We start from the raw sequence: 23,398 nt of genomic DNA, 5'->3' as shown, positions 1-23,398 counted from the left end.
CGCACCGTCAGCACCCGCGCCCCGCAGCAACAACACGCCGAACCCCCTGGCCACACCCTCACTTCGCAGCTCTGGCGGAGCCGGCCCGCCACCGCCTGGTGACCACACCGCAGAAGCGGCACGCCTGGAGCGGACCGCTGGCCTGTACCCCGAGGACGCCGAGGCCCTGCTCCTGCGCGCCGCGGCCCACCTGGAACTGTCCGGCGACCGCCCCGCCGCGACCACGCTCGACGACCGCCTGCTGTCGACCACCGCCGACCTGGACAACCCTCCCCTGTGAAGGCCTCGAACCTCTGGGAGTACGGTCACGAGGCCGAGGCCAGGGCGATCATCGAGGGCATCCGCCTCGCCGCCCCCGCGACCCGGGCCCCTGGCTGATCGCGGCGGAATCCCTCGAAGCCCACGACGAACTGGAATCAGCGGCCGAAACCCTCACGGAGGCCGCCCGCCTGTTGCTGCCGGAGGGCACGGAACCCCCTTCCACCACCCATCCCCTCCTCTACGGCCGCCACCGCGTCCGCCGCGTGCTGGGCCTGCCCCACGACGACTGGGACGCCCTGGCGGACACCGTCCACTCGGCCCCCGTCTCCCTGGACGAACTCCACGACCCCAAACGCATCTGGTCCCTCGGCTCGGACAACCCCGCCGAACTGGCCGCCGGAATCTCCCGCCTCCACCCCGAACTGGGCGCCTACCGCGAGGCCCTCTCCCGCCCCTTCCCGATGGCAGTCCTGCACTGGCCGGCCACGGAGCTGACGGAACTGATCTCGGCGTACCCGGCCCTCTCCTCGGAGTACCCATCCCATGAGGGACACCTGTCGACCATGGAGTCGTCGCTCCGGGAACTGTCCTCTTCGGGCACCCCGAACCTGGGCATCGTGACGGGCACGGTCCCGTCGTACGAGGCCGTCGCGGCCTCGGAGGGATCATTGCCGGACGACGTGACGCTACTGCCGCAGTCTGCGACAACGCCGGCGACGGGGGCGGGCGGAGATTTGGCCGACGGAGAGGGGGCGGGGTGTTGGTGCGGGTCCACTCAGAACTACGACGCCTGTCACGGCGGCCCGGGGCCTGAAAACGGGCGACAGGCTGACACGGCGATGCCCGAGGCTGCCTGCATCGGCGGTACGGCCCGGCAGGCGGAATCCGGTGCGGCAGCGCTCGGCCCCGTGATGAAATCGACACGACAGCCGTAGTCCGGCGACTCGACTGTCGTCGGGACCGAGCCACGATCGTGAGGCACAGCCGCCTTGAGCACAATGAAGCCGTCATCGCCCTCCGTCTCCGCACGCATGAGCAGGCAGGCGAGCAAGGACACGGCCGCCGAACTGCTGGTCCGACGCCTCCTGCACGCGGCCGGCCTGCGCTACCGCGTGGAGTACCCGGTGCCAGGCATGGCGCGGCGCCGGATCGACGTGGCGTTCACCTCGGTCAAAGTAGCTGTCCTGATCGACGGATGCTTCTGGCACGGCTGCCCCGAACACGCGACGCAGCCGAAGTCGAACGCAGAGTCGTGGCGGCAGAAGTTGGACCGCAACATGGCGCGTGATACGGAGACCACGGAGCACCTCGTAGCGGCCGGCTGGGAGGTACTGCGCTTCTGGGAGCATGAAGCACCGGATGACGTGACTCTCCGTATCGCGGCGGCGGTGGAGCGGCGGAAGGCCCAGCGGGGACGGGGGAGGAAACGTTGAGCGGACTGAGCTTTGTCGACGTGTGCTCGGGGGCCGGTGGACTCGCTCTGGGGCTGGAACGAGCGGGCTTCACGCCTCGGCTCCTCCTGGACAACGAGCCGTCTGCTTGCGACACGCTCAAAGCCAACCGGCCGCATTGGAATGTGCTGAAAGCGGACCTTCTCGACTTCGACCCCGTGGACCACCCCGAGGTGTACGACGTCGATCTGCTGACAGCCGGTCTCCCCAGGGTGAGGTCGAGCGCGACGGTGACGCGCCAGTCGTCGGACACCGAGTTACGCCTCATCGAGGCGACTGCCTATCTGGTTCACGCCGTCCAGCCACGTGCACTGATCATCGAGAACGTGCCCACCCTGGTCGACCAGGATTCCCTGGCGCCGGTACGGGACTTCCTCCGCAAAGAGCTGGAGCACCTCGGCTACGAACTGGCCTGGTTCATCCTGAACGCCTCCGACTTCGGAGTGCCCCAGGACCGCATGCAAGGCATCCTCGTGGCCGTCAAGCAGCAGTGGGCGAGTGCCTTCCGGCCGCCCCGCTCCACCGTCCACGAACACGTGTCGGTCGGAGAGGCGCTGGCACCGTCGATGCGTTCCTGCGGCTGGCCGGACGCCGACCGTTGGGCGGCCCAGGCAAAGAGTGTGGCGCCGACCTTGGTGGGCGGATCCAAGACACACGGAGGCCCTGACTTCGGACCGAGCGGCACAAAGGCCAAGTGGCGACGCATGGGGGTCTACACGAAGTCGTTCGGGAACGAGCCGCCCGGCCCCGACTTCAGGTGGGATCCGTCACTCGGGGACGACGGACTGGTAAGGATCACGGTGGACCAGACCGCTCTCCTCCAGGGCTTCCCCGCAGTATGGGGGATCTCCGGACTCAAGACCGCCCGGTACCGCCAGATCGGGCATGCGACCCCGCCGCCGGTCGGCGAGGCGCTGGGACGGGCCGTCGCCGAAGCGTTGAACGGGGATCCGGGAGTCCCCGCGGCCGGCTAAACTTCCGCCACATGACCAGCTCGGTGCACCACCAGTCCATCCTCGACAAGCCCTTTGTCCTGGATCTCTTCGCAGGACCCGGAGGGCTGGATGTCGCTGGGCACGCACTCGACATCCCGAGTCTCGGTATCGAGTGGGACAGAAGCGCGTGCCTCACCCGATACGCGGCCGGGCTGGACACCCTTCACGCCGACGTTAGCGCGGTACGCAGGGATTCCTTCGAGTCCCTGCCGCCGGAGATCAGCGTGCTCGCAGGTGGCCCTCCGTGCCAGACGTACTCGGTGGCCGGGCACGGCGCCGGACGCCAAGCTCTGGACAGGGTCAAGGGGTACATCGAGCGACTGATGGCGGGCGACTCCGACCAGGAGATCGACGAGGACCTGAAGACGCTCACCGATCCACGTACCGCATTGGTCCTCGAACCCCTCCGATACGCGATTCAGGCGACCCGGAGCCCGAACCGGGAGCACCGCCCGTACGACGTCATCGTCCTGGAGCAGGTCCGCGAGGTCGAGGCGCTCTGGAAGCACTATGCCAAGGTGCTGGAGGAGACAGGGCTACCCGACGGGACCAAGTACAAGGTCGTCGTCGATGTCCTCGACACCGAGACCTACGGGGTTCCGCAGACGCGATCCCGCGCGGTGCTGATCGCTCGGCGTGAAGGGCTTGGTGAGCCCTCGCTTCCCTCGCCGACTCACTATTCCTACGAAGCCAAGCAATGGAACCGAAGGAACGGGAAGAACGAACACGACCAGGCCGCGGGCCAGGTCCATCAGGCGACCCTCTACGACGGCACCGAGCCGGAGACCGATGAGCACCAGGCAACAGGCGACGAGGACCTGCAGCCCTGGAGATCGATGGGTGATGCCCTCGCGAACCAGGTGGGCTCACATCCGGGGCGCCGCACTCCGTTCCTGGTTCGCTCGAACTACGGCAGCTCCAGCCACCCGGGGCGACGAGGCGTACGAAGCGACCAGCAGCCCGCCTTCACCGTCACCGGCAAGATCAGCCGCTTCGTAGTGTTCCAGCACCTCGACGAGAGCGTCGTCTACGAGGGCGCACGGTTCAGCATGAACGAGGCGGGGATGCTGCAGAGCTTCCCCCCGGACTATCCGTGGTCCGGTACGGCACAGGCCCAGCAGGTGGGCAACGCCGTACCGCCCCTGTTCGGTGCGCACCTGCTGAGTGCCGCTCTCGGACTCCCCAAACCGAACCCGGAGGCGTTGAGGAAGCCATGGCAGCCGGCCACGGAGGAACAGCGGACCAAGCTGCGAAGCAACGGCTGCGGGGCCGCCGCCGCCTGCACCGACAGGTGCCCGCGTCCCAAGGACCAGGTGCCGCCCCCTTCCTCCGTGCGCCCTCGAAAGAGCAAGAAGGCGTCGGCGAAGTAGTCCGAGCACGGCCCAGGTCAATCCCCGCTCTTCCTGCCTCTGACCGGCGCAGTCTCGAACAGCTCCGCGAAGTAGCTGGTGAGCGCAGCCACGGATTCCTCCGGGACAGGGTCCTCGTCCGGCCCGTTCGGGAGTTCGTACCGCTCGACCGGTGGCGCTGATTCCGCTTCCGCGATCCAGTCCCGCAGTTGGGCGGGGTCGCGGGGCTGGTCCGGCGCGAGGATGTCGTAGATCAAGGTCGCTCCCGCCGCGTTGATCGCGACGCTGAGGCCGTTGACCTCTCGCCCGCCGGAGACCTGGCCGCTCTTCAGAAGACGGACCAAGGCCTGAGCGGTGGGACGGTGATCGATCAACTCGCTCCGGAGAACGGTGTGGATGAGGTCCTGATTTCCGCAGGCGACCTCGACCGGCTCGTAGTCCGACCCGTTCCTGAAGAGTTCGGCCGCCCACCACAGGCGGGAGAAACACTGACGGTCCGCGGGGCCACGGAAGCGCTCGGCAGCGATGCGCCTTTCCGGCCTGCTCGCCGTCGGCTCCGACAGGTGCCGCCAGACCACATAGTCCGGGGCCACAGCCAGGGCGAGGTGGTTCCACAGACGCTTGTCCGCCGCTTCTCGCCGCGTCAGGCGCAGCGTGGCATGGAGCCGTGGCGCGAGCCATGCGTCGGCTCGGGTGCGGTCCTCCCGGAACTCGAACATGGCGTCTTCCACCAGGCTCCGGATCGGCTCGACCCACCACCTGGCGTCGTCCTCGGGGAGCGGCTCGACGACCTTGGCGAGATCGATGCCGCCGTGAACCTGTTCGCCTTTGAGTAGTTCCTCGGTGAGAAACGGATCGACGGCAGAGGTGGCGAGCAGCCCCAGGCGCTCCGGTACGTGGTTCGGTTGGGTGATCACGTCTCACTCTCGCGGTTCATCTGTTCCAGACTGCGGATGACAAAGGCAAGCGCCTTGGTGGCATCGGCGCGGCGGACCGCCGCGTAATGGATACGCGTCTGTAGCTCCACCCAGCCCGAGTCGCCGGTGCGCCGGCGATGGACCTGCCGTAGGGCCTCCTCGACATGGACGCCGGGAATCACGTCCGGGAGCATCTCCCGCAGCACCTCGCCCTGCCAGTCGGTGGGGAAGACCGGCCCGCCACCGGGTTCCACCTCCAGATCGCCGATGGCACCGTGAAACACCGCGGTCCAGACGTCGGTGGCCATCTGGGCGACCAGGAGGTCACGCACCTTGCTGTCCACACCCGAGCCATTGCTGTCCAACAGGTCGATGACACCTTCGACATCGGTGTTCACGAACACGGTGGGGACTCTGGCCGAGATGTCCGCGATCCAGGGCGCGTCGGCGTAGGCCTGGAGCCACTCCCGGGAGCTTCTCTTGAACGACGCTTTCTGGACGTCGAGTTGGAGCCCACGGACCGGCTCGTCGGAAACCGTGTCGATGATCCAGCTCCGGTCGGTCTCGGCGATCGACCGTCCGCGCACTCCGTCCACTGTCCCGACGGCGTACACGGCGAGGGAGGCCCGCCCCAGGTGATCGTCACGGAACAGCTCCAGCGAGCCGGACCAGTCCCGGCCGTCCTCCGCGTCGAGCGTGAGATTCGCAGAGGTACGGACATTGGTCTCGCCGTCCGTCAGCACGGCGAGGACACACAGATCCGACCAGGGCGCGTCCAGGGTGTTCGCCCCGGGCGGCAGCGTCGCCGAAAGACCGATCGTGGCGCTCACCCAGTCTGTGTGGCCCGCGATACCGAGCGCGACAGCCTGCTGTTGGGCCGAGTACGCGGCGATCTCCAACTGGTCGCGGGTACCGTCGGAGAGCTTGAGGGAGACCGAGGTCACCCTGAGCGTGACCGGCCGGTTGAGCCGCTTGTACGGGTAGAACTTCACGCGTCACTCCCCCTTGCCGGCACGGAGTTCGACAACGAGACGGGTGAGAGTGGTTCTGACCGGGTGGCTGGTGACGTCGGTGGTTCCTCGGAACTTCGCACGCCGCGCGCCGGGTGTGAAGCGCAGTATTCCGTCCTCCGCTTCGCAGCCCTCGACGCCCATGAGCTCCGCCCAGTCCAGCCTGGGGCGGCCCCCCGAGCGCACGTCCAGCTGAGCCACCGGCACCATCGGGACGATCTCGTCGCCACGCGCGATGCTCACTTCGCCGGTGATCTGCCACTCCCCGCCGTCGCCGACCGTCGCGTCGAGCCCGTCCAGGACCGGAACCACCGGGCCGGTGGGTGTCTTGGCCTTGGGCCTCGTTCGCACTGTCAACGCCTTGCGCAGGGCCTCACCGCCTTCGCCGCTGCTGCGCTTCGGCCGTGCGACAAGTTCTCTCACCGCATTGTTGGCCTCGGCGGTCAGCGCGTTGATCCGCCGGTACGCGGACGGTGACCAACGCAGTGTCAGCTCTTCCGTCTGCCCCCAACGGTCGTGCTCGGGAGGTTCCGCCGCACGCAGGAAATCCTCGGCCTCCTTCGCGAAGGGGGCCGTTTCTCCGGCCGCCTCCCCCACCAACAGAACGGCCTGGAAAGGGTTGGTGCTGTTCGGCAGCCTCGGGACCACGGTCCTCTTGACGGTCATGCGATTGCCGCGCAGCGAGTGCATCCGGTTCTTCGCCCCGTCCCTGTCCCTCTCCGCCTCGGTGACGAGCAGAACCGCTTGGTGCGTACCGAACGTCCCATGGGCGCCTCCGGACAGCGGCAGCTTCAGCGGGACGCTCCGCGCCGCCACCTGCCCGGCCTCGGTGAGGCGATCCACCGTGGTGCCCTCGTAGTGCGCCCTCAGGGCACGGGTCCGGGAGGGCTGTTCGACAGAAGGGTCCACTTGCTGCTCCGCCACGACCTCCTTGCCGTTCCGCAGGGCACGGACAGAGACCTCCAGGAGGGGGAGCTTGCTGCCCCCGCCGGTCATCGCGGCCCAGAAGTCACGCCCCAGTGCTTCGACCAGTCGGGCGTGCATCGTGTTGATGTCACGCGTGTCCTCATCGCCCTCCTCGTCGCCGACGAACCCGTCGTCGGGATCGGAGGAGTTCGCCGCGAGGCCGGCCACATCGTGCGCACCGACGATGAGGAAGGACGTACCGGGTTCGTCGTTCTCCCGGGTCAGATGCAGGCTCTCCACGGTCTCCTCGTCCGCCCACCAGGAACGGGCGACCATGGCCCCGGGCGAGTCAGGATCGGGGCGCCCGAACCAGGCGGGGCCTGCGTACGACTCGCCGTCGACCTCACGCCACGGCAGTTCGAGACGCCCGATGACCCGTCGCTCGGTACGTCCCTCGTGAGGCACGGAGAGAGTGGAGTTGATGAGCACGAGCCCGAGGGCGCTGGTGGCCCACAGCGTCGCCTTGCCCAAGCCGTACGAACCACCGGCGCCGGGACCGGACTTGAGGCTCTCCAGTTGGCGTCTGACCACGGCGGCGAACTTGCCGTCCGCATAGTCGTCGCCGATGAGCCCGGAGGCGTTGTAGTCGTCGACGCGCAGCAGGACCAAGCGGCCCTTCTCGTACATGTCGCGCACCCCGGCGTCCACGACCCGACCGACCTTCTGGTTACCGGCGGCCTCCGAGACGGCGAAGTAGTGCGGAAAGAGATCGTTCCAGAGGATCGCCTCACGAAAAGCGTCCAGGGCTTCGCCGGTGAGCTCGTGCAGGGTGTAGCGGACCTTGACCGGGCGGCCGTTCTCCGTCAGCCGCTCGTCCAGGCTGTTCTGGCAAGTCTCTCGCGCGAGGACCTGCACGTCGGCGTCGAAGGCGAAGGCTGCGGCATTGCCCAGGTCGCGGCCGCCGTCGGGGTAGCCGGGGCGGTGGTACCAGGTGACCGGGAGGCCGGCTTGGGTGTCGGTGGTTCGGGTGTGCACCGTGCCCACATCCGTGCCGAGCGCCTTGGCGATGTCCGCCATGACGGTCGGGCGAGGCGTCGACCTGCCGGTGATCCATGCGGACACAGCGGCCCGAGTCAGCTTGAGCTCGTCGGCCAGTTCAGCCTGCGTCTTCCCTGCGAGCTTGAGCTGTCGGGCCAACCAAGGCCCGAACTCCTCACCTGTCTCCACGCGCCGCCTGCTCTTTCCTCGGAGTCCCATGCCGAATCGCATGGTGTGGACCACGAGGCTAATTTGACAAGTACCGAAGCGTCAACCAACAGTTGATCGAGCTCGATCACTCAGACCACTCAAGTCCGGTGTCCAACTTGCCTGAAATGAGCAACCTCCGCCCCGTGTACGGCACTTCCACAAGCGGAGCGGCCAACTCCCTTTAAATGGGAGGGAGTTCAGGTTGCGCGTTGGAGCGAATACCGGATACGTTCGTCGACGATGGGGACCCCATCTCGCTCGCGAAACCCGAAATCGGGAAGGCCGGGCGACCGGGGAGAACTCTGCCCAAATTCCGACCCTACGCCCAGCCGACACCTCTACAGAGCCCTACGGAGAAAAGCCTTCCGAAAAGGACTGGCTGCACGAGACCTCCATTCGCTAGCTTAATTCGGGGGAATGAAGTCTCACCCAAGGCCTCGATTTATCTATTTCGTTTCACACGGGGGACGTGTGCCCGAATACACCCCTGTGCAGCTGCAGGATGCGACCGAACAGGGGTAGACCAGATGAATGAGCAGGACAGTGAATCGTTGGACTCACTTCGGGAGTCGAGCGCATTCGAGCTGGCAATTAAGACGGCGGAAAGCAAGGTCGAGGTTCTGGAGATTCTTCACGAACACGACCTGTCCGAGGAGGCGTTCATCAACAGGTTCCCCGTCCTGGCGAAGGTGGCCCAGGGGCTGTCGGACGTTCCGGACGGGACCGCTCCCCCGGTCTGATTCAGCACGTCACGGGCCCGAAGTCTCGGTCTCGCAACAACCGGCGACTTCACCGTGAACCCTCCGCTTCACGAAGGCACTGTGGAAAATAACGCCCAGCGCCACGACGAACACGGGCCGGCCGACGCGCCGGTGGCCGGCCCGCCGTTCTCTCTTTCGTCCGGATCTTGACACCCAGGAGCGCAGAAGCAGTGCCGTCATCGTCCTCTTCGGTTGTTCAAACCGTTCTCGAACAGTCCTCGCGTGTCCTGCAGACTTACGCCGTGGACCCCGGTCTCGTAGCCGAGCACGCCAATGGCGAACGCCGTATCACCCAGGGCGGATATGGCGATCGTCAGCTTTTCGAGCTCGTTCAGAACGCGGCAGATGAAATGGCCGACGAGTCGGGTGGGCGAGTTCATGTCGTCCTCACGGAAACCCACTTGTACTGCGCGAACGAGGGTAATCCGGTGACCCCGGAAGGCGCGGAGACAATTCTCCGAATGAGCATGTCGAAGAAGCGTGGCGGCCAGATCGGGCGTTTCGGGGTGGGCGTCAAATCGGTTCTCGTGGTGACCGACGAACCGGAATTCTTCAGCAGCACCGGAAGTTTCGGATTCGCCCGCGCCTGGTCGTACGAGCAGATCAGGGCCGTGCCCGGCGTGACGGCGCGCTACGGCCCTGAGTTCGACGCCCCCGTGCTGCGGATGGCCCGACCTCTGGACGTGCAGGCCGAGCGCGCTTCCGATCACGTCCTGAACGAGCTGCTGAACTGGGCCACCACCGTCGTTCGTCTGCCCCTGCTCCCGAAGGCGGATGACCGGCTGGGCAGGGACATGCACGGCGGACGTGCCAAGAACCACGGTGAGCCCCGAGAGGAATTCCCGGTCGGCTTCCAGCTCTTCTCGCCGCACGTCGCGAAGGTCGTGCTGGAGGACCGCCGGCCACGGCCCATGGCCCGTCGGACACTGACGGCCCAGCAGACCGGCGACCTGCACACCGTGGTCGAGGAGCGGACCGGGAAAGCCGTCGCCACCGAACGGTGGCGCGTGTTCACCACCACCCACGAACCCGGTCCGAGCGCCCGCGCGGACGCCGGAGAACTGCATGGCCGGCTCTCGCTCGACCTCGCCTGGGGCGTCCCCGCCCTGGAGAAGGACCCGGAGAGCGGTCTGTACGTCAGCCCGCGCTCGCGCGGACGCGGCAAGTTCTGGTCCTTCTTCCCGACCAAGTACGAGATGTCGCTGAGCGGCATCCTCAACGGCGCCTGGAAGACGAACGAGGACCGTCAGAATCTCCTCGACTCCTCTCCCTTCAACCAAGAGATGATCCGGGTGTCGGCGAAGCTGGTCGTCGACTCCCTCCCAGCCCTTGCACCCGAGGAGGACCCTGCCGCCTATCTCCCCCTGCTGCCCGGCCGAGTCAAGGAGGCGATCAGCTGGGCCGACGAGTTCCTGACCCGGGAGATCTGGGCCCGCACCGCGGACCGTCCGTCGCTGCCCGACCAGGACGGCGTCCTGCGCATCCCGACGGCGCTGAGGATCCACCCGCGCCTCGACAGGGACCTGAAAAAACTGTCCAGTTGGCTGCGGATGTGGCATGAGTGCCCCGGACGCCCCTCGAACTGGCTTCATCCGAGTGCCGAGGCGGACGCCCTGCGCTCCGGAAAGGTCGAGCACATCATCAGCGCGGCCGGGCATGAGCGGACTGATGTCCGGGAATGGCTGGAGGCTCTGGTCGAGAGCGGCACCCCCGAGGCGTCGGCGACGGCCGTTCGCATCCTCGCGGAAATGATCGAGAACCGCTCTCCCTATGCCGAGGAGGCCCGCAAGGCCCACATCGTGCTCACCGAGGAGCACGGTCTCGTCGCACCCGTGCACGGCAAGGTGTTCCGCCGTGCCGACCAGGGCGGCCTACGCGAGGCCCTGGTGTACGTGGTCGACGAGCTCGCCCAGGACCCATCGCTGGCTCACGCGCTCAACGTCCTGGGCATCCGAGAGGCCGATGTCGAGGGCCGGTTCGTCAGCATCCTCGATCAGGGCTTCGGCCACTACAGCGACTCGGACTGGGAGCGGTTCTGGGAGCTGTTCCGTCAGGCGGGGGTGCGTCGGCTGGCTCACAAAGTCCTGGAGAGGGTGCCCACTCCGCGCTCGACGCTCCGGGTGCGGACCGCCGACGGTCGGTTCCGGCCGGTCGAGGACTGCATGCTGCCGGGTGTCGTGGCCGATGCGAAGCGCGACCCGAGCATCGCTGTCGACATGGCGTTCCACTCCGACGACACCCCCTTCTTCTCGCAGGTCGGCCTGCGGGAACGGCCGTCCGGTGGGGTCCGCCCCCAGGAGGACGAAGGGTGGTTCGTGGAGTACCGCGAAGCCCTCCACGCCGCCTACCTGCGCGGCCTGGACAGTCGCGCCCCGCGCCCCGCACTGAACCGGATGAAGGTCGAGGGCGCCGCTATCGGCGGCCCGCTCCACCTCTTCCGCGCCCTCTCCGAGGAATCCCGCGCCGCCTTCCTGAAAGTGCTGCCCGACGACGCCGTGGTGGACAACTGGACGCGCCAGATCGGCGCACAGACCAACACCCGACAGGCCGTGCCCTCGCCGATCCGGTGGATCCTGAGGAAGTTCGGCACGATCGCCACCTCCCAGGGGATCAAGCCACTCAAGGAGGCCGTCGGCCCTCAGCTCGCCGGCTACCGAGATGTGCTGCCGGTCGCCGACATCTCTCCCGAGAAGGCCCGCAGGCTGCGACTCCCGACCACCGTCGACGATGTTCCCGCCGACCAATGGGACACGCTCCTCGACGAGGTGACCCGCAGCGAGGACGACTCCTTCGTGGGCGCGACCTACGTGATGCTGACCCGGTTCGGTGCGGACTTCCCCGAGGACTCCCTGACCCGTTGCAGGATCGGCGACGCCTGGGGAACCCGGCCCGACGGTGAGATCACCGTCGCCGTGGGAGCCGCTCAGTACCAGGCGCTGCGCGCCGAGCAGCTCCCGGCGCTGCTCGTACCGACCGCCGACGACGCCGAGCTGATGATCGAGAAGTGGGGCATGCTCCGCTACGCCGACGTGATCAGCCTGGAGACGCGTGAAGTACCGGAGGGCGACCCCGTGCCGCTGGTCGAGCTGTTCCCTGCCCTGCGGCAGCGTCTGAACAGCGGGAACCGGAACAGCATGGTGCAACGGTGCAGCGAACTGGAAGAGGTCACCCGTACGCCCAACGGCACGCACGCCTCCCCCTTGGACGCCGTGCGCCAGGACAGCACCGTCAAGGTCCGACTTCCTCTGGACCCCGAGCCGATGCTGCGCCTGATCGACCGCGAACTCGGCCTGGGCCTCGGCGCTGCCGGTTGCCGTGCGGTGCTGGAGCACCAGGACCGTATGGCCCGGGACAGCGAGCTGAAGGCGGCACAGAAGGCAGTTCGCGAGGCCGAGGACGTGGTGGCCAAGATCGAACTGCTGGTCGGTGCCGACGCGCTCCGGACCGGCCTCCCCGAGGGACTGATGGAGGCCGAACTGCAATCGACCGACGGGGGGGAGCCGTCCGGGCGTCGTATCGCGCAGATGGCGTTCAACGCGCACGGTGACGGTGTACTCCAGCAGCATGCCCGGGACATCCAGGCGCGCTTCCCCAACGCCCCGGTCGCCTACGGAGGTTCGTCTGCGGCCATCGCGTTCGTCTCGGAGCTGAGGCTGCCGGTCGCGTTCGCCGGTTCGAGGACTCCGTCCCCGCCGCCGTTCGAGACCGTCGAGGGCCCTCGGGACTTCCCGAGTCTCCACGAGTACCAGGAGGACTTGGTCCGGAACATCTCCACCATGCTCGACCGACTGGCGCCGCAGCGCGGCATGCTGTCGCTGCCGACCGGCGCCGGCAAGACCCGGGTCACCGCCGAGGCCGTGATCCGCTGGGTGAAGCGAGTCGGCGACCTCAAGGGTCCACTGCTGTGGATCGCGCAGACCGAGGAATTGTGCGAACAGGCCGTTCAGAGCTGGAAGTTCGTGTGGAGCAAGGTCGGCGCCGAACGCCCGCTCACCATCAGCAGGCTGTGGAGCACCAACGAGGTCGGGAACATCGTCGACCACCCTCACCTGGTGGTCGCCACCGACGCCAAGCTGGAACGCTGCCTGGGCACCGACCAGTACACCTGGCTGCGCCAGGCAGCATTGGTGATCGTGGACGAGGCTCACACCGCCATCTCCAAGCGATACACCGAGATCCTCGGCCAGTTGGGACTCACCCAATACGAGACCGGACGGCATCTGCTCGGCCTGACCGCCACCCCGTTTCGGAACACCAACGAGGAGGAGACCCGCCGCCTGGTCAGCCGCTTCGGCAATCGGCGACTCGACGAAGGAGTCTTCCCGTCGGGCGACCCGTATCGCGACCTCCAGGGCTGGGGGATGCTCGCCCAGGTCGAGCACCGCACCCTTGAGGGCGGTCGCATCGAACTCACACGGGACGAGAAGACACACGCCGATCGCATGGCCATGCTCTCCCGCTCCGCCGAACAGCGGCTCGCCGACGATCACGCTCGCAGTCGACGCATCGTCGACTCAGTGGCCGAACTTCCGGACGACTGGCCGACGTTGCTCTTCGCCACCTCCGTGGATCACGCCAAATACCTGGCCGCCATGCTCAACGACCGGGGTGTCCCCTCCGCCGCCGTGGACTCGACGACCAGCACGCAGGACCGTCGCAATCGCATCGAGAACTTCCGACGCGAACGCATCCGGGTCCTCACCAACTACGGTGTCCTCACCCAGGGATTCGACGCTCCGGCCACTCGTGCCGTGGTCGTGGCCAGGCCGGTCTACAGCACCAACGTGTACCAGCAGATGATCGGTCGCGGACTGCGCGGACGGCGGAACGGCGGCAAGGACAGCTGTCTGATCCTCAACGTCAGCGACAACATCGCCAACTTCGACACGCACCTCGCCTTCACCCAGTTCGAGCACCTCTGGAGCCGGAAGTGACCGACGTCTACCAGGACAGCCCCCCGCTCACCGAAGAGCAACTGGCCGTGGTCGAGCAGCCCTGGGACGCTCGTGTCCTGGTCAGCGCGGGCGCTGGTGCCGGAAAGACCCACACCTTGGTACGCCGGCTCGACGCGCTGTGCGGTCACGAGGACCCCGAGCAGGCGCTGGAGGCCGCCGAGATCCTGGTGCTGACCTTCTCCCGGGCCGCCGCCCGGGAGCTGCGCGAACGGATCTCCCGGCACGGGGAACGAGCCCACCGAGTACGCGCCCGTACCTTCGACGCGTGGGCCTACGAGGTGCTCCACCAGGCGCATCCGGACGGCGAGTGGGGAGCGGTCGGCTTCGACGAACGGATCGCCGCCGCGACCCGCGCGATCGAGAAGGGCGCGCTGGAGATCGGCGACGCGGTCCCGCCCGCCCATGTCCTGATCGACGAGGTGCAGGACCTGCTGGGCGGGCGACGCGAGTTGGTGGAGACGCTTCTCGACCGGTACCAGGACAGTTGCGGTTTCACCGTCGTCGGCGACGCGGCCCAGTCCGTGTACGGCTTCCAGATCGAGGACGTGAGCGAACGCACCGACGAGACCGGCCGGTTCTTCGACTGGCTGCGCTGCTCCTACCCCGACGACTTGGTGGAGCTGCACCTCACCCGGAACTTCCGGGCCACGACCGCCGAGGCCCGAGTCGCACTGGCGCTCGGCCCCCGTCTCCAGCAACTGAGCGATCCGGACGAGGCGGGAACGCTCTACGACGAACTGCGCGACCTCCTCCTGGACCCGGCGAACGGCATAGGCGGCCTGGACGACGAGCTCACCCTGACCAGCCTGCGGGACCTCTCCGACACTTGCGCCGTCCTCACCCGTGACAACCAGCAGGCCCTCGTGGTCTCCGGCCTGCTGCACGCACACGGTATCGATCACCGGCTGCGGCGCCCGTTGGAGGAGCGCCCGGTGCCGTACTGGGTGGCCGAGTTGCTGCGCCGCACGGAGGCGAACGTCCTCACCGAGGAACGGTTTCGTGCGCTCCTCACGGAAATCCCTCTCCCGTACGAACCCGACGCCGCCCTGTGGACGGTGCTGCGTCGGGCCGCGCGCGGAGCGGGACGCGGTGTACTCGATCTGGACCGGTTGCGCCGGCTGGTCGCCCAGGGCGGATTCCCCGACGAGGCGGCCGACCCGGAGATGGCCCGCATCGTCGTCTCGACGGTGCACCGGGCCAAGGGTCTGGAGTTCGACCGGGTGATCGTCCTGACACCACCGAGCCTCGCCGAACTCCACAAGCGGTACCAGGACGAGCTGGACCTGCCCGCAGAAGCCCGCGCGCTCTACGTGGCGATGACACGTGCCCGCCAGGACCTGTACCACGTGTCCCCTCCCGAACTGCCGCTCTTCAGAAGGGCGGGGAGTCAACGCAACGGGCGTCGCTACCTCGGATCGTGGCGGTCGTACGACAGGTACGGGATCGTCGCCGAGCCGGGCGACGTGGACCGGGACGACCCGCCCGGCCAGGAGACGGACGCCGCAGCCACCCAGGCCTATCTCCTGGAACAGGTCCGTCCCGGCCAGGAGGTGCTGCTGCGCAGGCGCCACGATCTGCCGATGGGCGAGACCGAGAGCCCGCCGTACGCCCTGGTGCACGAAGGGCGGGAGATCGGCGAGGCGTCGCGAAGGTTTCGTGAGGAGTTGTTCCAGGTGCAGAAGGTGAACCGCACCTGGGACCCTTGGTGGCCCGACGAGATCCATGGCCTGCGGATCGACACCCTGGAGACCGTGACGGGCAGCACCGCCGCCGGCGCCAACGCCGGTCTCGGTGAGCGAGGCGTGTGGATCGCCCCGCGGATCACCGGCATCGGCCGGTACCGGAGAGCCGACGACTACGAGGAGCAGCGCGCATGACGCAGGTGGCAGGCCGACACTCCGAGCATTACCGGGTCAGGGACGAGGAACTCCTCGTGGGACTCCGCCGTGAGCTCCTCGGCCCCGCCGAGGACGCTATGCCGGACGATCGGGACGAGGTACTCACCCAGGACGCGCCGATCGACCGCTACCTGACCGGCGTGCTGTATCCGCGTGCCGCGGACAGGGCCGCAAAAGCGCAGCAGGACGACGACGTTGGAGAACAGCAAGGACTGGACGCCGCCCCTCTGCTCACCCGCGACGACGTCGAGGAGTCCGGCACCGCGCAGGAGGTCGGCGCCTCGGGGGACAGGCGCCCCTCCTCGATGGGTCTCACCTTCGCGGTCCGCCCGGACATAAGCAGTTCGATCGTGGTCTCGGCCCACGCGGCCGTCTACGAGCCCACCGACGTCGATGGCAGGCGCGTCCCGGCCCGCCGTGCCGAGGCCCGTACCACCGCCGACCAGCGGGAGCGGTGGCGGCGCAAGGAACTCGCCCTCCCTGACCGGACCATCGACGTGACCGAGCCGGATCCGAAGAAGGCGATCGAGCTCGCCCCGGAAGCCTCGTTGCACGTCAACGTCCGGCGTCTCGATCCGAACACCGGCACGGTCACGGTCACGGTCACGTTGATCAACAGCCAGAAGGTCGGAGAATGGGATCTCCAGGACGCCTTCTCGCTGTTCCAGTGCGGTCTGACGGTCCGGGCCGCCGACGGCTCCACCGCGTTCGTCGAGCGTCCCGCCCCGGCGGCCGGCCATGACCCGGAGATCGCCACGAGCCGGTTGCTGCACCGCCACGCCCCGACCTTCGCGGTCGGCCACGGCTGCGCCGCCGAGTGGGACTGGACTCCGCAGCCGATCGGTATGACCGAAGCCGAAACGCCCGCCGTCCCCGAGGTACGGAGTCAGTTCGTGCCCACCGTGGAGGTGCTGCTCACCGACTCCAACCCGGAGATCGACAGTTCGACGCTGTCCATGCTGGGGCTGGCCGAGCAGTCCGATGCCGAGGTCCTGGCCGCTCTGGAAGGACTCGCCACGGGATACGAGCACTGGATCGACAGCAAGTCGGTCGAGGCAGACGCCCTGACGGGCGGCCCCCACGAGAAGCCCGCGCGGGATCAGGTGACGGCCTGCCGCGAGGCGCTCGACCGAATCTGTGAGGGCATCGAGCTGCTGCGGACCAAGCCCGATCTCATGCACGCGTTCCGTCTCGCGAACCGCGCCATGGCAGAACAGCGTGCCCGAAGCAAGTGGGTGAAGGACGGACGCGTCGGGGCCCCCGACCTGGCCGCCGGCCGCTGGCGCCCCTTTCAGATCGCGTTCGTGCTGCTCTGCCTGGCCGGCATCGACGACCGCGACCACCACGACCGGCAGATCTCCGACCTGCTGTGGTTCCCCACCGGTGGTGGCAAGACGGAGGCCTACCTCGGGCTGATCGCCCTCACATCGTTCCTGCGTCGCATCCGCAAGGGTGCGGACGGTGGCGGTGTCACCGTCCTCATGCGCTACACGCTGCGGTTGCTCACCCTCCAGCAGTTCGAGCGCGCGACGATCCTGCTCTGCGCCATGGAGCGCATGCGGCGCCGGACGCCCGAGTTGGGCCATGAGGAGTTCTCCGTCGGCATGTGGGTGGGACGTTCGGCCACCCCCAACACGCTGGCTGTGGCAGGCCTGAAGCTCGACGAGCTGCGGAAGAACCTCGACAAGCGCCTCGCGACCGAGAATCCCGTCCAGCTACACGCCTGCCCCTGGTGCGGGACCCGCCTCGACGCACGGAACTACGAAGTCGACGAGGACGCCAGGCGGATGCATGTCCGATGCCCCGGCGCGGACTGCGACTTCGCCGACGGCCTGCCCGTCCATCTGATCGACGAGGCGGTGTACGACGCACGGCCGACTCTGGTGATCGCCACTGTCGACAAGTTCGCGTCGATGCCGTGGCGTCCGGCGACCTCCGCGCTCTTCAACCGCGACGACGCCCCGGAGGGCGGCACCCCACCCCCGGAGCTGATCGTCCAGGACGAACTCCACCTGATCTCCGGGCCGTTGGGCACGCTCACCGGCCTCTACGAGACCGCGGTGGACGCGCTCGCCGACCAGCCCAAGGTGATCGCCTCCACGGCGACCATTCGTCGCGCCGCCGATCAGGGCCGCCACCTCTTCGCTCGCGAAGTGCGGCAGTTCCCGCCCGCCGGTCTGGACGCCCGCGACTCGTGGTTCGCCGTGGAGACCCCGCGCGAGGAAAAGGCGAGCCGCCGCTACGTCGGCCTCCTGGCCCCCGGCACAAGCCAGTCAACCCTCCTCATCCGCACGTACGCCACCCTGCTGCACCGGGCCAAGCAGGCGAAGACGGAGGACGAGGTGCGCGACGCGTACTGGAGTCTCGTCGGCTACTTCAACAGCCTCCGGCTGCTGTCCGCGGCCGAACTCCAGGTCCATGACGACGTGGTGGCCTATCTGGAGATGCTCGCCGAGCGGGAGGGGGTGGAAGTCCGCTCGGTCGCCAACTACTCGGAGCTGACAAGTCGAATCGACGCCAGCGAGATCCCCGCTCGCCTCAAGGGCATCGAAAAGCGGCGACCCGACGATGACACCGTGGACGTCCTCCTGGCCACCAACATGATCGCGGTCGGCGTGGACGTGGACCGCCTCGGCCTCATGGCCGTGATGGGCCAGCCGCAGACGACCGCCGAGTACATCCAGGCCACCAGCCGTGTCGGCCGCGCGCACCCCGGGCTGGTCGCGGTCATGCTCAACTCGAGCCGGGCCCGCGACCGTTCCCACTACGAGAGCTTCCAGCATTTCCACTCGGCCCTGTACCGCGAGGTCGAGTCCACCTCCGTCACCCCGTTCTCCGCCCGGGCCCGTGACCGGGGCCTGCACGCGGTGATCGTCGCCCTCGCCCGCATCATGATCCCGGCCGCTCGGCCCAATGAGGGCGCCGGCCAGGTCGAGTCGTACGAACACGTGCTCCGGGGACGCATCAAGTCGATCCTCCTGCGGCGCGTGGAGGCGGTCACCAGGGAGGAGACCGGCGCCGTGTCGCTGGCCTTCGACGAGTTCGTCGAGTGGTGGTGCGCCGAGGCCGACATCCACAACGGCCTGCTGTTCGAACCTCAGAGGGGCAGTCGTACCCCTTCGCTTCTAAAAGCGTACGACGACGCGTCCCAGGACGCCGAGGCATGGTCCACGTTGTGGAGCCTGCGCGACGTCGATGCCGAGACCGCCCTGTTCATGGAGGGAACCCGATGACCCCACCTCCCGCCCGCCGTCGCCGGACCGGCGCGAACGGCGCCGCGCCCGCCCACAACCTGCCGCGGCGTGGTGCGGTCCGCCGTGCCCAGGCGATCACCACGTACGGCGTCGGGTCGCTCATCGCGGTCGACCACGAGTCCTTCATCGTCTCGGGACTCGATGAGGCCGAGCAGAGCTGGAGCCATGATGAGTCCCCAAGGATCCATGAACGGCGCCTGGCCCGAGTGCTCGACGTCGACTACTTCCGGCTGCCGCCCGCTTCCGACGACACCAGCAAGGACGGTCTCCGGGTCCGACGATTCCCCTTGATGCACTTCTGCCCCGAGTGCAATGACCTGCAACGGCACCGCGACTTCAACCCGCCTGCCGGGCGAAGCGTCTGCGGCACGTGCGAGGTCGACCTGGTCCCCTCCCGTTTCGTCGTCGCCTGCGAGGCCGGACACCTCGGCGAGTTCCCGTACTGGCAGTGGGTGCACCGCTCCACGGACCGTGGTGCCACGAGGGCGGCACAGTGCGATGGGAAGCTCAAGATGCGCACGTCCGGACGCACCTCCGCGCTCCGCTCCATCCTCGTCTCCTGCGCCTGTGGGCAAGCTCCCGAGGTCTCGATGGAGGGTGCCTTCCGCAGGAGCGCACTCAGGGACCTGGGCCTCAAGTGTCAAGGAACCCGCCCGTGGCTCGGTGCGTCCGTCCCCACTCAGGAGTGCGGGCTCCCTCTGCGCACACTTCAGCGAGGTTCGTCGGCATTGTGGCAGCCGGTGCTGAAGTCGGCGCTCTCCATCCCGCCGTGGAGCGACGGCCGCTCGGATCCGCTCGCCGAACACTGGGCAGCGCTCCGTGAGTACGACGCACGCGAGCAAGTCGAGATCTATCTCAAAGGCGCTTTCAAGGGAAAGTGTCCGGTACCCCTGGACGAGGTGATGGCGCTCCTCGACGCGGAGCGCGCGGAGGAACCCGACAGCGAGTCGGCCCCCACCTTCGACCACCGCTACCGCGCGCTGCGCAACAAGGAGTACGAGCGTCTCCGCGCGGGCAACGACGAGAGCGAGCACTCCCGCAACGAGCAGTTCGTCTGTGAGAACCCGCTGGGCGACCAGAGCGTGCTCGACCCGCTCGGCGTCACGGGCCCGATGCTGGTCAAGAAGCTTCGCGAGGTGCGCGCCCTGAAGGCGTTCACCCGGCTCGTCGACGCCGAATCGACGACCGACTCCACGGAGATGCCGCTGTCGGAACGTCCCCTGCGCTGGCTCCCGGCCATGGAGGTACGGGGTGAGGGAGTCTTCCTCCGATTGGACGAGGACCGACTCGGCGCCTGGGAAAAGAGTGTGGCGGTGGCAGCCCGGGTCGAGCGGATGCGTACCGCCCACCAGCGGGTGCTCGAGCAGCGGGCCAATGACCCGAGCAGGGTCGTACCCTCCCCCGCTACCCCTCGCATGGTGCTGCTGCACACGCTGGCCCACGTCCTCATCAACGAGTGGAGCCTGGAGGCGGGTTACCCCGCCGCGGCCCTGCGCGAGCGCCTGTACGCCGCCGACGACATGGCCGGCGTACTCGTCTACACGGCGACGAGCGACTCGGCGGGCAGCCTGGGTGGTCTGGTCGCCCAAGGTGAACCGGAGACTCTCGGTCGTACGGTGCGTTCGGCCGTCCACCGTGCCGAGTGGTGTTCCTCGGACCCGCTCTGTATGGAGACCGAGGCGTCCGGTGCCGGCGGAATCAACCTGGCGGCCTGCCACGCCTGCGTCATGCTCCCGGAGACGAGTTGCGAGCACAACAACATCCTGCTCGACCGCGCCCTGCTCGTCGGTACCCCCGACGACCCTCGACTCGGGTACTTCGAGGGCGTCCTGGGGCAGTGACGTCGAATCATCCGCAATGGCACCGATGGTGATCCGACACGTGCCGTTCTCCCGGTTTCGGAGCCAGAGAAACTGCCTCAACGGCTCCGAAAGTCGGGAGAGCGCAGCCCGGAGCGTCAAGTCGCGCACTTCGCAATACGTCCTGCGTCCAGCTCGAAGCGCAACTGGGCGCGGTCGAGGACCTCGTCCGCGTCATGGCCGTGCACCCGGAGCCAATGAAGGAGGTCAGCGTTGACCTCGGCCGCCGTCGTCTCGGCGACGGTGGTCATCAACCTGTTCGACGTGGCCGGACGTACAGGCTGCCGAACTTCGTAGCAGCCGATGGCGTTTTCGGCCCTTGAGAAATGCACGTTCCGGCTGTGACCGTGCGGGGTGCTCAGACCGGTCGCGAGTTCCACCCAGGTGACCTTGCGCTCGGCCAGAAGCTGAACGCCCCACCGGTCCGAGTGGGCGGCGACGAGTGCCATGCCGCGCCCCCGTCTCGGCATCATCGGTAGTCTCGACGAGAACCGGTGAGGCTCTCGCGTCCGGATCGTGGACCTCGATACGAAGGCGAGTGCCGCTCATGAAACGGCCAGCGTCGCCGGAGTGCCCCGGCCGACGTGAGTGATCATGTTTGACACGAGTTCGGTGACACAGAGTTGAGCCACCCGCCAGGCGGCCTCCCTCCCGCAGGCATCGGCGACCTCGGTGACCAGTCGCCAGTAGACGTACATGAACTCGACCAGGCCGCGGTGGTTGAGGAACTCGTCCCGGAACAGCAGTCCACCATCGTCTCGGCCGGCTGGCCCTGAGCGCGGCCGGTGCGGTGACGGGCAGCAGGTCGAGTGTGGCGCCGTGTGCGACCCCCTCACGACCAAGGCTGTGCCTGCACTGCGTCTCCTGCTGAGCGGCAAGCCAGTCCTGGTGGAGCAGGCAGCAGCCGTTGTCGGAGCGGATGTGGCGGAGGTAGCCGAGAGCCTCCTGAAGGAGGAGATATGCGCGACGCTGACCCCCGAGTTGTCCTCGGGCTACACCGGTCTCGTCACGAACGCCGTCTCCTGACCGGAGCACTGGACCTCGGTGTCACCACCATCGACACCAGCACGAACTACCTCGGTTTCCGCTCCCATCAGGTCCTGGCTCGGACAGCCGGCGATCTCCTGCCGAAGTTCCGGCTGTCCACGAAGGTGGGTTACTTTCCGGCGCCGGACGGGGCGGACCACTCACTGGCTCCCCGGCGGCTGTACGGGGCCGTGGAGCAGGCAATCCGGGAGCTTGGGCGCGAGCCGGATCTGGTGTTCCTGCACAACCCGGAACACTCGCTTCACGAAGGCGCCGCTCATAGCCGTGATGCCCTGGCCCAGGCATGCGCCGCCCTTGAGGAAGCCACGTCGAGCGGGCTGTGCGGCGCCTGGGGCGTCGCGTCCTGGAATCCGTCACCGCTGCCTAGCCTGATCGACGCTCTGGCAGGCCAGGTCGACGAGCGAGCAATCGAGGAGTACCGGAACCTCCTTCGTGCCCGATTGCGCGATCAGCCCACCTGAAGCTCCGAGACGATCCGCTCCGCCACACGGCGAGTGGGCGTGAGACGGGGGTCCTCCGGGTGCGCGTTCGGCCCCAGGATCTTCGAGCAGACGAACAGCGTCATCAGCTTGCCGCCCCGGCTCTCGAAGTCGCGCCTTCGTTCTCGCCATACGCGATCGGCCAGAGCCGGAACGGCGAGGGAACTTCCCCACAGCGAAGCCGAGTCCAGCCCTCGCGGCGCGCCGCCCCGGTCCTCCCGGTCGAAGAGGCAGAAGGTCGGCGCGGTCATGTTGGCCCAGTGCAGATCCGCGTGGGCGGGCACCCAGCTCTGGACGGTCGTATCGAAATCGTGGGACGGAGAGATGCTGCGAATGGCTTCGGTGACGAGAGCCTGCGTAATGGTGACGGTGTCGGGAGTGGCGACGCGGCTCGTGTCCTGTTCGGCAAGCGCGTCCAGGGAAGCGTTGAACGCCTGCCACCACGTGTCTCGCAGCTTCGGGTCCTCGCTGAGGATCGCGTTGCCGATGGGCGTACTCGGCAAGAGCTCGGTCTCATCGACCCGCCACATCACGGGTTCGTCCGCTTCTCGCCACACCACACACCCCCGCCAGACGGGCTGCGCAATGCCTTCCAGACGCGCAGCGCACTCGGTGCCGTTCCAGCCCGGCACGCCGATTTTGTCGAGCCCTCGCCGCTCGATACGGATCCACGTATGCCGGTCCGTCCGCGCTCCGACCGAGCGGCGCTTGTGTACCACCGTGTCCCGGTCCAACTCGACTTGAAGGGATCGCGCTACGTGATCGAGAACGTTGTCAACCGGTTCGCCTCGCAAGTCGACGGGGCGCGCCGAAGGTGCCTAGAGCGTCATGCGGGCGACCGTAGCACCGGAGCCCAAGACGATCTCGGTCAATGCAATTAAGACATGACATACACGGCAGAAGGTCGATGTGCGATAAGGGTCGCCGCCATCGTGGTGCACGGGGGCGGCGTACTGCTGGCATCGCTCAACCTCCTGGAGCCGAATCGGGCCAGCATCACGGTCGACG

Annotated in this window: 13 protein-coding genes and 4 pseudogenes; 12 read left to right on the top strand and 5 right to left on the bottom strand. The window is 67.8% G+C overall.

Going from position 1 to position 23,398, the window contains the following annotated elements; translation table 11 throughout:
• Window positions 1–46 precede the first annotated feature (46 nt).
• The 4 genes and pseudogenes from CP981_RS21625 to CP981_RS21610 all read left to right on the top strand — a co-directional run.
• Window positions 47–1,061: pseudogene (locus CP981_RS21625) on the top strand (hypothetical protein); the annotation flags it as partial.
• A 231-nt stretch (window positions 1,062–1,292) separates the two neighbouring features.
• On the top strand, window positions 1,293–1,694 hold the full coding sequence (locus tag CP981_RS21620; RefSeq protein ID WP_085923262.1) for a very short patch repair endonuclease: 402 nt from the start codon (window positions 1,293–1,295) through the stop codon (window positions 1,692–1,694).
• Complete coding sequence (locus CP981_RS21615) at window positions 1,691–2,686, top strand: DNA cytosine methyltransferase (protein WP_085923261.1); 996 nt, start codon at window positions 1,691–1,693, stop codon at window positions 2,684–2,686. The genes CP981_RS21620 and CP981_RS21615 overlap by 4 nt, the downstream gene beginning before the upstream one ends.
• 11 nt (window positions 2,687–2,697) lie before the next feature.
• Window positions 2,698–4,077, top strand: coding sequence for a DNA cytosine methyltransferase (locus CP981_RS21610; RefSeq protein WP_085923260.1), 1,380 nt, complete (start codon window positions 2,698–2,700; stop codon window positions 4,075–4,077).
• A 17-nt stretch (window positions 4,078–4,094) separates the two neighbouring features.
• Here CP981_RS21610 and CP981_RS21605 read toward each other — a convergent pair whose 3' ends face one another.
• The 3 genes from CP981_RS21605 to CP981_RS21595 are packed head-to-tail and all read right to left on the bottom strand — an operon-like array spanning window position 4,095 to window position 8,146.
• On the bottom strand, window positions 4,095–4,973 hold the full coding sequence (locus tag CP981_RS21605; RefSeq protein WP_085923259.1) for a DUF6339 family protein: 879 nt from the start codon (window positions 4,971–4,973) through the stop codon (window positions 4,095–4,097).
• On the bottom strand, window positions 4,970–5,965 hold the full coding sequence (locus CP981_RS21600; RefSeq protein WP_085923258.1) for a hypothetical protein: 996 nt from the start codon (window positions 5,963–5,965) through the stop codon (window positions 4,970–4,972). The genes CP981_RS21605 and CP981_RS21600 overlap by 4 nt, the downstream gene beginning before the upstream one ends.
• A 3-nt stretch (window positions 5,966–5,968) precedes the next feature.
• Window positions 5,969–8,146: a helix-turn-helix domain-containing protein gene (locus CP981_RS21595; protein WP_208852965.1), complete on the bottom strand. Its 2,178-nt coding sequence runs from the start codon at window positions 8,144–8,146 to the stop codon at window positions 5,969–5,971.
• Between the two features lie 518 nt (window positions 8,147–8,664).
• Here CP981_RS21595 and CP981_RS21590 point away from each other — a divergent pair.
• The 5 genes from CP981_RS21590 to drmB all read left to right on the top strand — a co-directional run bounded on the left by CP981_RS21590 (window position 8,665) and on the right by drmB (window position 20,846).
• Window positions 8,665–8,877 (top strand): hypothetical protein, encoded by a 213-nt coding sequence (locus tag CP981_RS21590; RefSeq protein ID WP_085923256.1) that lies wholly within the window; start codon window positions 8,665–8,667, stop codon window positions 8,875–8,877.
• A 191-nt stretch (window positions 8,878–9,068) separates the two neighbouring features.
• The gene (locus CP981_RS21585; protein WP_085923255.1) at window positions 9,069–13,832 is read left to right on the top strand and encodes a DEAD/DEAH box helicase; all 4,764 of its coding nucleotides are present in this window, start codon (window positions 9,069–9,071) and stop codon (window positions 13,830–13,832) included.
• Complete coding sequence (locus CP981_RS21580; RefSeq protein WP_085923254.1) at window positions 13,829–15,730, top strand: UvrD-helicase domain-containing protein; 1,902 nt, start codon at window positions 13,829–13,831, stop codon at window positions 15,728–15,730. Before CP981_RS21585 ends, CP981_RS21580 begins: the two co-directional genes overlap by 4 nt.
• Window positions 15,727–18,984 carry a helicase-related protein gene (locus CP981_RS21575; RefSeq protein WP_085923253.1) on the top strand — a complete coding sequence of 1,086 codons (3,258 nt, stop codon included), beginning with the start codon at window positions 15,727–15,729 and terminating at the stop codon, window positions 18,982–18,984. Before CP981_RS21580 ends, CP981_RS21575 begins: the two co-directional genes overlap by 4 nt.
• Entirely contained in the window at window positions 18,981–20,846 is a 1,866-nt protein-coding gene (gene drmB / locus CP981_RS21570) for a DUF1998 domain-containing protein (protein ID WP_085923252.1), read from the top strand. The genes CP981_RS21575 and drmB overlap by 4 nt, the downstream gene beginning before the upstream one ends.
• Before the next feature lie 116 nt (window positions 20,847–20,962).
• Here the strand turns inward: drmB and CP981_RS21565 are convergent.
• Window positions 20,963–21,496, bottom strand: a pseudogene (locus CP981_RS21565) (ATP-binding protein).
• Here CP981_RS21565 and CP981_RS37810 point away from each other — a divergent pair.
• The 3 genes and pseudogenes from CP981_RS37810 to CP981_RS21555 all read left to right on the top strand — a co-directional run.
• Window positions 21,488–21,640 carry a hypothetical protein gene (locus CP981_RS37810; protein WP_167536026.1) on the top strand — a complete coding sequence of 51 codons (153 nt, stop codon included), beginning with the start codon at window positions 21,488–21,490 and terminating at the stop codon, window positions 21,638–21,640. The pseudogene CP981_RS21565 and the gene CP981_RS37810 overlap by 9 nt on opposite strands.
• Before the next feature lie 55 nt (window positions 21,641–21,695).
• Window positions 21,696–21,890: pseudogene (locus CP981_RS21560) on the top strand (JmjC domain-containing protein); the annotation flags it as partial.
• Window positions 21,824–22,288, top strand: a pseudogene (locus tag CP981_RS21555) (aldo/keto reductase); the annotation flags it as partial. The pseudogenes CP981_RS21560 and CP981_RS21555, both read left to right, overlap by 67 nt.
• 71 nt (window positions 22,289–22,359) lie before the next feature.
• On the opposite strand, the gene CP981_RS21550 reads toward CP981_RS21555, so the two are convergent.
• Window positions 22,360–23,184: a hypothetical protein gene (locus tag CP981_RS21550; RefSeq protein WP_244329735.1), complete on the bottom strand. Its 825-nt coding sequence runs from the start codon at window positions 23,182–23,184 to the stop codon at window positions 22,360–22,362.
• Window positions 23,185–23,398 lie beyond the last annotated feature (214 nt).

Source organism: Streptomyces platensis (assembly GCF_008704855.1).
GTDB lineage: Bacteria > Actinomycetota > Actinomycetes > Streptomycetales > Streptomycetaceae > Streptomyces > Streptomyces platensis.
Note: the sequence above shows the minus strand (reverse complement) of the source record. Positions and strands in the feature narration are given on the sequence as shown.

Coding starts and splice junctions, on each gene's coding strand:
- drmB (WP_085923252.1), top strand. CDS start 18,981: ATGACCCCACCTCCCGCCCGCCGTCGCCGGACCGGCGCGAACGGCGCC.
- CP981_RS21595 (WP_208852965.1), bottom strand. CDS start 8,146: ATGGGACTCCGAGGAAAGAGCAGGCGGCGCGTGGAGACAGGTGAGGAG.
- CP981_RS21590 (WP_085923256.1), top strand. CDS start 8,665: ATGAATGAGCAGGACAGTGAATCGTTGGACTCACTTCGGGAGTCGAGC.
- CP981_RS21620 (WP_085923262.1), top strand. CDS start 1,293: ATGAGCAGGCAGGCGAGCAAGGACACGGCCGCCGAACTGCTGGTCCGA.
- CP981_RS21610 (WP_085923260.1), top strand. CDS start 2,698: ATGACCAGCTCGGTGCACCACCAGTCCATCCTCGACAAGCCCTTTGTC.
- CP981_RS21575 (WP_085923253.1), top strand. CDS start 15,727: ATGACGCAGGTGGCAGGCCGACACTCCGAGCATTACCGGGTCAGGGAC.